The following is a 12,468-nucleotide window of genomic DNA, read 5'->3' as shown; positions in this document are numbered from 1 at the left end:
ACTCGGTAAGTGTGGGAGCGGGCTTGCTCGCGAAAGGGCCCTCAGCATCACCCAAAGCCCCAAAGAAAAAGCCCCCGCCCAACCCCCTGCGGATAGGGGACGCAGTGAGCTGGACGGGGGCTTTTTGTACGGCGTGGTTACTGCGCGATGGTTTTCACCGACACGCCACGCTCAATCGGGGTCGACCGACCGTAGATATCCTCAAACCGCTCGATATCATCCTCGCCCAGATAACTGCCCGACTGCACTTCAATAATCTCCAACGGGATCTTGCCCGGGTTGCGCAGGCGATGCACCGAGGCAATCGGGATGTAGGTGGACTGGTTCTCGCAGAGCAGGAACACGTTATCGTCGCAGGTCACCTCGGCGGTACCACTGACCACGATCCAGTGTTCGGCGCGGTGGTGGTGCATCTGCAGTGACAGGCACGCGCCCGGCTTGACCGAGATGTGCTTGACCTGGAACCGCCCGCCCATGTCCACCGAGTCGTAGGAGCCCCACGGGCGATAGACCTCGCAGTGGTTCTGGGTCTCGCTGCGCCCCTGTTCGTTGAGGGTGTTGACCATCTGTTTGACGCCCTGGACCTTGTCCTTGTGGGCAATCATCATCGCGTCCTTGGTTTCCACCACCACGATGTTTTCCAGGCCGATCACCGACACCAGTTTGCCATTGCCGTGGATCATGCAGTTCTTGCTGTCCTGGATCACCACGTCGCCTTTGGTCACGTTGCCGTTGGCGTCCTTGTCATTGACCGCCCACAGCGAGGCCCAGCAGCCCACGTCGCTCCAGCCGGCGCTGAGCGGGACCACGCAGGCGCGCTGGGTTTTTTCCATCACCGCGTAGTCGATGGAATTATCCGGGCAGCAGGCGAAGGTGGCTTCGTCGAAGGTCACGGTATCGGCGGTATGTTCGCTGCGCTCCAGGGTCAGCACGCAGGTGTCGTAGATGTCCGGGTCGTGCTTTTTCAGCTCTTCGAGGAAGCGGCTGGCGCGGAACAGGAACATGCCGCTGTTCCAGAAGTAACCACCGCTTTTGACGAACTCCACGGCGCGTTTTTCATCGGGTTTTTCCACAAACTGCTGCACGCGGCTGACGCCTTCGGGCAGCAGTGAGTCGTTGGTGGACTTGATATAGCCGTAGCCGGTTTCCGGGCGAGTGGCGGGCACGCCGAACAGCACCATCTCGCCACGCTCGGCGGCCACGGTGGCCAGGGCCAGGGCGCGTTGCAGGGCTTTCTGGTCGTCCAGTACGTGGTCGGCGGGCAGGACCAGCATCAGTTCGTCACGGCCTTCATTGACCAGCATCATCGCGGTCAGGGCCACGGCCGGCGCGGTGTTGCGGCCAAACGGTTCCATCAGGATGCGCTGGCTCTCCAGCTTGCGTGCGCTCAACTGCTCGTTGACGATGAAACGGTGCTCCTTGTTGCAGACCACGATCGGGCTGTCCATGCCTTCGAACACCAGGCGCTCCAGGGTTTGCTGGAACAGCGTGTGCTCGCCGGTCAGGGCCAGGAACTGTTTAGGGAACTGTTTACGCGAAAGCGGCCAAAGACGTGAGCCGCTACCACCGGAAAGGATTACTGGGATCATGGGTTTCTCCTTGAATCTGTATGGGTTAGAGCAACGAAATTCAGTCGTTTCACTCTTGTTTTTGTCTCGGTCCGAACTGACGCCTTGATCCCCTGTAGGAGCGAGCTTGCTCGCGAAGCACTTCCAGACACCGCGTTCATTCAGATTGCTCGCGTTATCGTTGGCGATTTTCGCGAGCAAGCTCGCTCCTACAGTGGGTAGCCGTCAGTTCAGGAAATAATTAGCGGGTCGACACGGGGCGCTTGACCCACACTGGCGACAGGCTGCTGCCAGAACCGGTGACATACAGCACCGCCGCCTCACCACGCTCCAGCGCCACCGGCTTCACGTCGCCGACTTTCTTGTCGCCGTCGTACAGCGCCAGGCTGACCTTCACCGGGTTGATTTCGCGCTCGCCACGGCCCTTGGCGGCCACGGCCTTGACCACGTCGGTCTTGCCGTCAGCGGTCTTCAGGGTCAGGGCCTTGTCGCTGAGGTTCTGCACGCGCACCAGGGATTTCTGCTTGTTCTTGAACGGTGGCTCTTCGATCAGTTGCGGCTGACCGCTGCCACTGTTGACCAGGGTGTAGTAGTGATCGGCGGCCAGCTTGACCGTGACGTTCTGGCTACCGACCTTGGCGCTGTAGTCGCCGCCCGGCAGGAAGCTGAAGTCACTGCTGGCCAGCGGGGCGACGTCGCTCAAGGCGGTGTTGCCGACCGTGGCGCTGACTTCCTGGTTGCTGGCGTTGAACAGGCGCACGAAGCTCGAACCTTTCGGCGCTACCGGGCCGTAGAGGGCGGCATCGCCGGCGAAGGCGGACATCGATACGAAGCTCATACCGGCGGCCAGGGCCAGGGTCTTGGCGAGACGACGCGGAGTAGTAGTGAAAGTCATGTGAGTTACCTCTCTTTCAGTTTTGCGCCCGGTCGGGCGTCTCGGATTTCTGGGTTTTAACGGGAGTGTTGAGTGCCATGTTCTGTTGGCGGGTACCGGCTTGTTTGAGTTGCGCAACCCACTGGGGGTCGGCGTCGCCGATTTCGTTGTTCACAGGCAGATAGCGTTCCGGAAACTCCCAGATCAGCACTTGTGGCGGGCTGTTCTTGAAGTCGTCGCTTTTCAGGTAGCTGAGCATCGGCAGGATCGGGCCGTGACCGTCTTCGGCGTAGCTCACCACTTCACTGCCCAGGGCTTGCTTGAGGGCGCCGACGAAGTTCCAGTTGGGGTTGGCGCTGTAGCTGGTGCCTACCAACGCCACCGGCATTTCGCTGTCGGCGAACAGGGCGTCATCGCCTGCTGCCTGGGTTTGCACCGCGTGAGTCACGCGTTTTTGCAGGGGCTCTTTGGGCGGCATCAGGTTTTCGAACAGCGGGTCCAGGGGCAGGAACAAGCGCAAGTCACCGCTGTGCGGGGTGATGCTCTCGGCGTCGGTGACAAAACGCTGGGGCTCGCCACTGAGCAGGGTCTTGGCGTTGATCACCCTGGCCAGTTGCTTGGCCGCAACTTCGGCGCCATCCGGGGTCCAGTGTGTGTCGGTGCGCAGGAACACTTGCTGGCCATGGAGCTTGGCCTGTTGCAACGGGCCCAGCAGGTCGGGGGCGATGATCTTGTCGGCGGCAACCCGGGCGTGGAAATCCTGGTAGAGCCCGGCATGAATAGTCGCGGGTTGCACTTCTCCCAGGTGCTCGGGGTACAGGCGCACCTTGGCCGGGACAATCGCCATCACCAACTGCACGCCCTTGGCCTTGAGGGTCTGGCGCACGCCTTCGACCAGGGCGTAGTTGTCTTGCAGGTTCTGCGCCTGGTTGACGGCGGGGTTGAACTCCTCGTCGCTATACAGCCAGTGATCGCGGCCCAGCACCACGCCGGGACGGCCTTCGTTGAACAGCTTGTAGTCCAACGCCGCCCAGAGGTTGGTACCCAGGCGCTTGATCGGGAACTCGTCGTCGTAATGGGTCTCGACGGCCTTGGTCCAGCGACCGTTGAGCACGGTGGCATCGGCGTGGGTGCTGAAACCGAAAAAACTGCGCATCGACCAAAGTCCCAGCACCAGCAGCATGCTCAGGAACAGGGCGATATAGAGCACGCGTAATGAACGGGTCATGTCGGCTCCCTCAGAATTGGAAGTAAAGGAACGGCGAGAAACTCTGCGCCGACAGTTTGAGAATCGATGCCGCGAACAGCAGCAACACACAGGCCCGCATGGCGTAGCCCGGCACTGCCTGGGCTACGCGGGGCGCCGCCGGATGATCGCGATAGAAGTCGCGCAGGCCAAAGAACGCCAGGGTGGCGTAGGCCACCACCAGGGTTGCCACTTGCAGGCCGGTGAGGCTGGCGCGGTTGAGTTCCGACAGCGACCACTCGTTGAAACTGAACATCGCGCCGTACATGCGCCCGGCCACCTGCAGGTTTTCCGCGCGGAAAATGACCCAGCCGGTCACCACCAGCAGGAAGGTGAAGGCCCACCGCAGCGGGTTGAACGTGCGTGGCGAGGTGTCGAGGCCGATGGCTTTTTCAATCGCCAGCCACATGCCGTGCCAGGCGCCCCAGACGATGTAGGTGATGTTCGCGCCATGCCACAGGCCACCGAGCAGCATGGTCAGGAACAGGTTGCGGTAGGTGGTCAGCGTGCCTTTGCGGTTGCCGCCCAGGGTGATGTACAGGTAGTCGCGCAGCCAGGTGGACAGGCTGATATGCCAGCGCCGCCAGAACTCAGTGATCGACTGGCTGATGTACGGCTGCTTGAAGTTTTCCATGAAACGGAAACCCATCATCAAGCCCAGGCCGATGGCCATGTCGCTGTAGCCGGAGAAGTCGAAGTACAGCTGCGCGGTATACGCCAGCGCGCCGAGCCAGGCATCGCCGGTGGTGGGGTTTTGCAGGGCGAAGCAATGGTCGGCCACCACCGCCAGGGTGTCGGCGATAAACACCTTCTTGATAAAGCCCTGCATGAATCGCGTGCAGCCCTCGGAGAATTTATCCAGGGTGTGGGTGCGGTTGTTGAACTGGTCGGCCAGGTCGCGAAAGCGCAGCACGGGGCCGGCGATCAGGTGCGGGAAGATCGCCACGAACGCCGCAAAATCGATGAGGTTGCGGGTCGCCGGAGTGTCGCCACGGTACACGTCGATGATGTAGCTGATGGACTCGAAGATGTAGAACGAGATCCCGATCGGCAACAGTACGTGGGTCAGGATAAACGGTTCCAGGCCCGCCGATTTCATCATCAGGTTGATGCTGTCGACGCCGAAGTTGGCGTACTTGAAGTAGCCAAGGATGCACAGGTCGACCGCCACCCCGAGCAGCAGCCAGCGCTGCGCCGGCTTGGTGCGCACGCCTGCCGCACCGACCTTGAGGCCGATCCAGTAGTTCCACAGGGTCACGGCGGCGAACAGCGCCAGGAAGTCCACTCGCCACCAGGCGTAGAACACGTAGCTGGCAATCAGCAGCAGCAGATTGCGATAGCGTTGCCCGCTCAAATAGTACAAGCCGAGGAAGATCGGCAAGAACAGAAACAGGAACACATTGGACGAGAAAACCATCCCGATCTCTCCATGTTTAACCAACAGTCAAGGGCCAACGGCCCCCCCAAACCCCCCACGAAAAACCGGGGAGGGCTGTACTACTTTTTCACTGTCGAAACCGGCCCCAAATGTGGGAGCTGGCTTGCCTGCGATAACGGTGTGTCAGGTGACATCAATGCTGAATGTCAGACCGCTATCGCGGGCAAGCCCGCTCCCACATTGGGCGCCCGTTCCATCAACGGCCTTTATCGTGCGCCGGGTCGTAGACCTTGGTCAGGTCGCCGCCCAGGCGGAAGGTCTTGAACGGTTGCATGTCGTGCTTGCGTTCGATCACATCCGGGGCGCAGGTGTAGAGGGTGCAGAACGGTTCGAGCCAGGCGAATTTCGAGTCCTGCTCCAGATCCTTCATGTCCTGCTCCTTGCCGTTTTTCTGTTCGAATATGTCCGGATCTTTGGCGCCTGCGAGCACCTTGTCCCCCAGGCGCTTGAGCGCGCCGTTGTTTTCACCGCGCACATCCACGCCGTTGACCAGGGCAAAACTGGCGATCATCGCCAGTGGCGGCAACGCATAGTTGTGATAGGCCAAGGCCCGTTGCTGACGCTTCAGTTCGTTGGGCAGATAGCCCTGGGCATCGACCTGATTGACGCCGACCTTGTATTCCTTGACCGCCCAATCAAACAGATCGCGACGGTTGGTGGCGACGGACGTGGCCATCACCGACCAGGCGGCCCAGTACGAGTGGTTGTTGGTTTTTTCCAGGGGCAGGTTGTCCCAGTCGCTGACCACTTGCTCGGCCAGTCTGTTGAACCAGGCTTCGATCAACTGTGATTCCTGCGGGTGTTTGGCCAGCGGTTGCGACTCGGAAAACTTCAGGCGCACATACGCCGAGGCCATGCTGCCCAACGCCCATTTGCGCATGGACTTGCCGGTGTGGTTGAAGTCCTTGGACATCAACGCATCGGCCTTGGCCCAGCTCACCAGCCAGTTCAGGGTGCATTGCAATTGCTCCGGGCGACCGTCGCGCATGAACTGCATCACCCGCTTGCTGGTGTCTTTCTCCAGTTTGGTGATATCGGCGGTGCTGTCGCGAAAGGCTTTTTCCGACTGTACGTTCAGGGTCGAACGGGCCTTATCGGAGCCCTCGTATTTGCTGCGAAACTGCAGGGCCCCGGTGTAGGGCGTGGGCATCGCGTCGCAGTCATTCTTGAAGTCGCCGGTCTTGAACGCTTCAATCGGCGCGAAGTAACCCTGGGGCGGCCGCAGCGGCGCGGCGGCGTTGACTTGACCTGCAAACATCGCCAGGCCCAGCAGCGTTGGAATCAGTAACTTTTGCATAGGTAACCTCATTGCCCAAGTTGGGCGGTCTGCTGACCGTCGCTTGGGAACACGTTGCGTGTGCAAATTTTCGCTTCGACTTTTTGCGCGGCAGCACCCGCTTCGGGGCCCTGGACTTCCACGGCCAGCAGGTTCTGCGAGGCCCAGTCTTCATCGGTGCGCAGTTCAAAGGCGAAACGCCCGTCTGTCTCGGATGTTTCGGGCTTGTCGATCTTGATGTCCTCGTGGCGCCCGTTCATGTACCAGAGGGTGGCTTGCAGGGTTTTCACCGAGGGATCGGCGAAGCGAATATCAACCTGATGGCGGCTGTTGCGCAGGTCCATGTTCTTGCTGTTGACCATCAACTCGTTCTTGCCGGGCTTGAGCGTGGTGCTGGCGCTCATTTGCGCCGGCTTGCCTTCGCAGCCGTTGTCGAGCAGGGCCATCATCTGGCGATAAGTGGTTTCCTGGTCCAGGCGATACAGCGGCGAGAACTCCCAGATCAGGATCTTCGGCGGGCTTTTCTGGAACTCTTCGCTGCCCAGGTACTGGATCATCGAACCTTCCAGGCCACCGCCGGGGAAGGCGACGTTGAGGATGTCGGCACCGATTTCCTGTTCCAGGAAACCGGCGAAGTTGTAGTTCTTGCCGCTGTGGCTGGTGCCCACCAGCGTGATCTGCGGGTTGCCAGAGTCGCCGAACAGGTCGCCGTCCGCCGCTTCGCCCTTGGGCTCGGTGCTGAATTGGTCCATGTACTGGATCGCGTAGCTGGTGCCGCATAACTGCCCGGCCATGTTGTGCAGGGTGCCGGTCTTGCCCATGCGTCCGGATTTCTTGGTCTCGAATTCGCGCTGGGGGATCCCGGCGAATTCGGGCATGGCGCGCACCTTGGCACCGACGATTTTTGCGGTGCGCTGGGCGCCATACGGGGTCCAGTGCTGGTCGCCACGGAAGTAGAAATCATGGGCCGGCAGTTCGTCCGGTAACTGTTCATTGGTCAGCGGCGACAGATCCGGCACCACGTAGCCCATCTTGGCAAAACGCCCGAGCATGGACTTGTAGTTGCCCAGCGCCTTATCGAAATCAAAGCGCGCCTTTTCCGCCGGGTTGAGCTTGTTGCGGTTCACCAGGCCACGGGTCGGCTGGTAGACCACCACCAACTCCACGCCCTTGCTCTTGAACGCATCGTGCAACTGTTGCATGCGCTTGTAGCCGGCCGGGGTGGTGTCGAATTCGGTACGCAGGTCTTCCTGGGTCCGGAACAGCCAGTCGCCCTGGGCCTGTACCAGGGTGGTGAAGTTCTGCTGGTAGCGAGTGGTGTAGTTCTTTGCGTCGTGCGCCGCGGGGCACAGGTTGCAGCACGGCTCGGCAGTGAAGCTTGGGGCCGGTGCTTGATCGGCGCGCACGCTATGGCTGGCGGCCAGGATGCCAAGGGTCAAACCCGAGAGGCTGAGCAGTTTGATCATGTGTGGGTGCATAAAGGTCATCCTCAGTCCTGCAATGGGGTCTGGCGTTCGACAGGGTCGATCAGCACGGCTTTGCGCTGGCGCACCAGCAGGTCGAGAATTTCATCCTGGCGCTCGCCAAGAATCCCCGAGAAGCTGATGCCGCTGGATTTGGTGGGTGCGAGCATCGATACGCGAAACAGCTCAATGCTCAGCGGCGAGTCGATGGACAGCGGCCCGCTGCCGTTGGCCGCCAGCTCACCGCCGACGACGATCAGCGAGACCTGGGCGTCGAACGGGTCGAGGGCGATGTCGCGGTCGGTGTCGGTCAAGTCCTTGATGTGCCCGTAGACGCCGGTCAGGCCGTTGGCCATGGCGACGTTTTCGTAGAGGCGGATATTCACGCTGTTGCGCACGCGGATCCCATGGCGGCGGTTGCTGATCACGCGGTTGCCCCACAACAGGTTGTCGCCGCTCTCATAGAGGGTGATGCCGTCGGTGTGGTTGCGGTAGATCTCGTTATCGGCGATCAGGTTGTTCACGCTGTTACGGTCGATCACCAGGCCCGAGAGCTTGTTGTCGTAGCTGCGGTTGTTGAAGATGAAGCTGTCGTTGACCTCACGGGAAATAATGATGCCGTGCTTTTTCTTGGTGCCGTACACGGTGTTGTCGGCAATGATCAGGCCGTGGGAACGGTCGTGGGGGTCGATGCCGTAGACGATATTGTCTTTGTAGGTGCTGCCCTTGATCACAAACCCGGTGGTCTCGTAGCAGTAGAAGCCGTACCACATGTCCGAGAACTCGGAATCGACAATCCAGCCGGTGGGTTCCGGGCGCTTGAGCACCTTGGCCATGTTCGGCGTGTACTGGGAAATACTCACGCCGTAGGACTTGCTGTTGGCGTAGCCGAAGCTGGCCATCTTGCTGTTGACGATATAGGTCTGGGTACCGCCCCAGGCCAGCAGGAACGGGCGGAATTCCTTGGGCGAGCGGAAGGTCGCCGGGCCATTGGTCTTCTCGCGCCAGCCGGTGATCTTGGTATCGCGCACAAACAGCTGGCCATCGTTGACCAGGAACGAGCCGGCCTCTTGGGACAGGCGCAATTCCTGGGTCTGTTTATCGATTTCGAGGATGCCCTTTTCGCCGACCACAATCGGTAGCTTGGCCAGGAATACCCCGGGCGAGGTTTCGCTCAGGTATTGCTTGGGCACCTTCTTGAGCAGGTCCTTGAGGTTCATGTAGCCGTCGTCGATAAAGATCGCCTGGGGGATGCCGTGCTGGCGCACCACCCATTCGGCCATCTTGTTGTCGCCGCCGATGAAGTCCTTGAGGGCGTTCTCCTGCATCATCCGACGGATGCTGACCTTGCCGGCCTTGCTGCGTACGATCTTCTGCGCCACGGCCTCGGCGGTGTAGCCCGACAGGTCTGGCAGCGCCGGCTTGGGCATCTCCAGCGGCGCGGTCGGCGGGCTGGTGATGGTGTAGGTCTTGGCCTGTTGCAGTTCCTTGGCGATGGTGGGCGCCTTGACCTGCGGCTCGACATTGGCAAAGGCCGGGGCGCACGCCAGCAGCATTGCCGCAGCGAGCAGGGCCGAGCCTTTGAGGGCGTGAGGATTCATTGCGCAGGCTCCCATCAGAAGCGCCAGACTACGTCGACAAAGGCGCGGTGCATGTACGAGTCGACTTGCTTGCCATAGGCATCGCCCGGCTTGAACACCCCACCACGAAAGCGCACCAGGGCCGACGGTTCGTCGATCGACTGGCTGAGGGCTGCGGGCAGCAGGCCTTTCTTGAAGTATTTGGTGACCACCAGGTCCATCTCCTGGCCAAGGTCCTTGTTGCCGTCTACCAGCGGCAGGGAGGCGCTGGACAACACGGCGCCGGTGACGTCGTCGTAGTTGTTCTGTACCGCATCGATGCCATTGCTGCCCACTGGCTTGTTGCCGTCCACGCGCCAGAACTTGTGGTAGACCAGGCTGGCGTCGTAGTCGTCGCGCAATTGCCAGGAACCAAACAGGCTCATGGACTGCATATTGTTCATCTCGCCGCGAAACGCCTCGCCAAAACGATGCACCCGCGATTGCGTGCCGGTGAAGTTCGAACGGTTGCTTTGCAGGCCGTTCTGCTCGTAGTCGGCGCTGGCGCGGGCATAGGCCGCGCCCACTTGCCACTGCGGGTCGAGGCGCAGGCGCACGCCGAGGTCAGTGGCCCAGCCGTCTACATCCTGGTTGCGCTTGGCGTTGGCTGGGCGTGTGCCGTCGGCGTTCAGCGCGTTGACGCTGCTGCGGTCGCCCTGCATGCCGGTGACGCTGGCCCAGTAGTTGACGGTATTGGTGTTGCGCCAGTTATAGGCGTCGCTGTTGGCCTCAATACCGAGCCAGGTCAGGTCGCCGTTCTGGCGCTTGTCCAGTGGGTCGGCGGCCACGCCCGGTTGTGGGTAGTCGAGCTTGCCGTCGTCGTGGGTGTGATGCCCGCGCAGGCCGACCCAATGGCCGGGAGTCCACTGGTAGGCTGCATCGGCATACAAGTGCTGGCGGTCCTTGTCTTCGGGAGACAGTTCCTTGAGGTCGGTGCGGTACTCGCTGAAGCGTTCGGCAACGCCGACATTGGCTTTGAGCAGGGTGGTGTCGAAGGTCCAGTTCAGCGCTTCGATATTGGTGTCGCGCCACTGCCCATCGTTATTGCGCAGGCGTTGGCGGCCGAGCTTGAGGATCTCGCCAGGGTAGGGCGTGAAACCGCTGTAGCCGACCCAGAACTCGCGCAGGGCCAGGTAGTTCTTCTTGGTCTTGCGATCGTTGTTGCTCGACTGCTCGGTGGTGTCGCCATCGGACTGTTGCAGGGTATCGGTCTCGATGATGTCGCTGGACGCCACTGCCTGGCCCATGGCGTAGGCGCTCCAGGCACCGCTTTCGCCATAGATCCACGGGCGTACATCCAGGCCGATACCGTTGACGTCGCCGCCACGCTGGGTGCCCAGGTCGCGGTCATCTTCGGACTGACCGGTGATTTTTACTTCCAGGCCGAAGTTCTTGTCTTCGGTCAGCGCGGCCAGGGTCGGGCACGACCACAGCAGAGCGAAGGTCAGGCCAATACCGGCCTTGACGAATGGATTGAGTTTCATAGGGATTCCTCGCCGTCTTCTTCTTGCAGGGCGTGCAGTTGCAGCGTGCTTTGGCTCAGGGCGCCACGGGCGGCCAGCTCTTGTTGCAGCAGGCGCTGGCCCTCGGCGCGCTGGGCCGGCGGCAGTTGTTGTTCAAGTTGCGCGGCCAGCTCATTGGCCTGCGGGGTGTCCTGGATCTTGGCCAGTTGGCTGAAGACATAGGCGTTCAGCGGATCGGGCTGGGTGCCCTTGCCTTGGGAAAACAGCTGGGCGATGGCGAAGTCGGCGCTGTTCTGGCCGTTGCGCGCTGCGGTCAGCAAGTGATCCAGGGCCTTTTGCGGGTAGACCTGGCCGAGGTAGCCACGGCGGTAGATTTGGCCGAGGTAGTAATCGGCAGCCACTTCCTGGCCCTGGGCTTTCTGGAAGTGCGCTTGCGCGGCCTTGGCATCGGCCGGCACCCACTTGCCTTCGTAGTACAGCTTGCCCAGCAACAATTCGGCGCGGGGTTGGTCGGCGGCACGGCCGTTGTCCAGATACTTCATCATCTGCTCGACGTCGCCCAGTTCCGGGAAGTCGTAGAGCAACTGCGCGAGGCTGACCCAGGATGCAGGGTAGCCTGGGGCGATGTTCTCCAGCAGGGCCTGGGCGGTTTTTTCGTCAGTCTTGCCCAGTGAGGCATCGCCCAGCACACGGGCCACACTGTCGACCCGCTGGGCGGTGACGGTGCCACGGCTGTAGTTTGCTTGCATCTGCTTGAGCAGTTCGGCCTGTTGCTCAGCCTGGCCGCGTTTCTGGTAGACGGTGGCCAGTTCGACGTAGCAGATATCGGTACTGTTCAGCGCGGCCTTGCAGATTTTCTCGACGTCATCCAGGTGCTGGTCGTAAGTGCCCTGGGTGCGATACAGCAGCACCTGCGCCAGGCCCGCTTCAGGGTAGCCGGCAGTGCGCCAGGTATCGATCTGCTGCTGCGCGTTGACGCTGGGGAAATCGTGAGGGTATTGCAGGTACAGCATCGCCAGTGGGATCAGGGTGTTGCCTTCGCCATTGGCAAAGGCTTTTTTCAGCAGGCTTTCGGCTTCGCGGTGCTCGGCCTCGGTGGCGCCGGGCTTGGCCACCAGCAGGCGACCCAGGCGGGCCTGGGCGCGTGGCGATACATCCGCTGCCGCGCGATAGGTGGCCTCGGCCTGCTTGATCTGCGCCGGGTCGCGGCTGCCGACCTGGATATCCGCGAGGCCGACTTGGGCCTCGCTGTAACCCAGGTCTGCCAGTTGCTGGTAATTCTGCGCGGCGGTGGCGGTGTCGCCACGCTTGAGTGCTTCATTGGCCAGGCGCTGGTCGGGCAGGCCGGCGCAACCGGCCAGGCTGACCGCCAATGCCAGCAGCGCCACAGGGCGGATGTGGGCGCGCGCTTTTGTGGGAGCTGGCTTGCCTGCGAAGGCATCGCCGCGGTTTGTCTGATGCACCGCGTCGCCTGCATCGCGGGCAAGCCCGGCTCCTACAGGACTAGGCTCCCACAGGGAT

At 61.5% G+C, this 12,468-nt stretch carries 9 protein-coding genes; all 9 read right to left on the bottom strand.

Annotated elements, in window-relative coordinates; genetic code table 11:
• Positions 1-137: 137 nt before the first annotated feature.
• Positions 138-1,589: a mannose-1-phosphate guanylyltransferase/mannose-6-phosphate isomerase gene (locus H097_RS11925; RefSeq protein ID WP_032860014.1), complete on the bottom strand. Its 1,452-nt coding sequence runs from the start codon at positions 1,587-1,589 to the stop codon at positions 138-140.
• Positions 1,590-1,809: 220 nt separating this feature from the next.
• Positions 1,810-2,463 carry an alginate O-acetyltransferase AlgF gene (locus tag H097_RS11920; RefSeq protein WP_032860013.1) on the bottom strand — a complete coding sequence of 218 codons (654 nt, stop codon included), beginning with the start codon at positions 2,461-2,463 and terminating at the stop codon, positions 1,810-1,812.
• 16 nt (positions 2,464-2,479) lie between these two features.
• Complete coding sequence (locus H097_RS11915; protein ID WP_032860012.1) at positions 2,480-3,670, bottom strand: alginate O-acetyltransferase; 1,191 nt, start codon at positions 3,668-3,670, stop codon at positions 2,480-2,482.
• Between the two features lie 10 nt (positions 3,671-3,680).
• Positions 3,681-5,105: an MBOAT family protein gene (locus tag H097_RS11910; protein WP_032860011.1), complete on the bottom strand. Its 1,425-nt coding sequence runs from the start codon at positions 5,103-5,105 to the stop codon at positions 3,681-3,683.
• 217 nt (positions 5,106-5,322) lie between these two features.
• Entirely contained in the window at positions 5,323-6,423 is a 1,101-nt protein-coding gene (locus tag H097_RS11905; RefSeq protein WP_156356791.1) for a mannuronate-specific alginate lyase, read from the bottom strand.
• 8 nt (positions 6,424-6,431) lie between these two features.
• Positions 6,432-7,880, bottom strand: coding sequence for an alginate O-acetyltransferase (locus H097_RS11900; RefSeq protein WP_032860157.1), 1,449 nt, complete (start codon positions 7,878-7,880; stop codon positions 6,432-6,434).
• Between the two features lie 11 nt (positions 7,881-7,891).
• Complete coding sequence (gene algG, locus H097_RS11895; RefSeq protein ID WP_032860009.1) at positions 7,892-9,481, bottom strand: mannuronan 5-epimerase AlgG; 1,590 nt, start codon at positions 9,479-9,481, stop codon at positions 7,892-7,894.
• Positions 9,481-10,968 carry an alginate export family protein gene (locus H097_RS11890; protein WP_032860008.1) on the bottom strand — a complete coding sequence of 496 codons (1,488 nt, stop codon included), beginning with the start codon at positions 10,966-10,968 and terminating at the stop codon, positions 9,481-9,483. The genes algG and H097_RS11890 overlap by 1 nt, the downstream gene beginning before the upstream one ends.
• Complete coding sequence (gene algK / locus H097_RS11885; RefSeq protein WP_241495426.1) at positions 10,965-12,410, bottom strand: alginate biosynthesis TPR repeat lipoprotein AlgK; 1,446 nt, start codon at positions 12,408-12,410, stop codon at positions 10,965-10,967. Before algK ends, H097_RS11890 begins: the two co-directional genes overlap by 4 nt.
• Between the last annotated feature and the right edge of the window lie 58 nt (positions 12,411-12,468).

This window comes from Pseudomonas sp. FH4 (assembly GCF_000510915.2).
GTDB classification, from domain to species: Bacteria; Pseudomonadota; Gammaproteobacteria; order Pseudomonadales; family Pseudomonadaceae; genus Aquipseudomonas; species Aquipseudomonas brenneri.
This window is presented reverse-complemented; position numbering and strand designations above follow the sequence as displayed.

Bases quoted from the DNA above. Each gene is read 5' to 3' on its own strand.
- H097_RS11905 (WP_156356791.1), bottom strand. From the start codon at position 6,423: ATGCAAAAGTTACTGATTCCAACGCTGCTGGGCCTGGCGATGTTTGCA.
- H097_RS11890 (WP_032860008.1), bottom strand. From the start codon at position 10,968: ATGAAACTCAATCCATTCGTCAAGGCCGGTATTGGCCTGACCTTCGCT.
- H097_RS11900 (WP_032860157.1), bottom strand. From the start codon at position 7,880: ATGCACCCACACATGATCAAACTGCTCAGCCTCTCGGGTTTGACCCTT.
- H097_RS11915 (WP_032860012.1), bottom strand. From the start codon at position 3,670: ATGACCCGTTCATTACGCGTGCTCTATATCGCCCTGTTCCTGAGCATG.
- algG (WP_032860009.1), bottom strand. From the start codon at position 9,481: ATGGGAGCCTGCGCAATGAATCCTCACGCCCTCAAAGGCTCGGCCCTG.
- H097_RS11925 (WP_032860014.1), bottom strand. From the start codon at position 1,589: ATGATCCCAGTAATCCTTTCCGGTGGTAGCGGCTCACGTCTTTGGCCG.
- H097_RS11920 (WP_032860013.1), bottom strand. From the start codon at position 2,463: ATGACTTTCACTACTACTCCGCGTCGTCTCGCCAAGACCCTGGCCCTG.
- H097_RS11910 (WP_032860011.1), bottom strand. From the start codon at position 5,105: ATGGTTTTCTCGTCCAATGTGTTCCTGTTTCTGTTCTTGCCGATCTTC.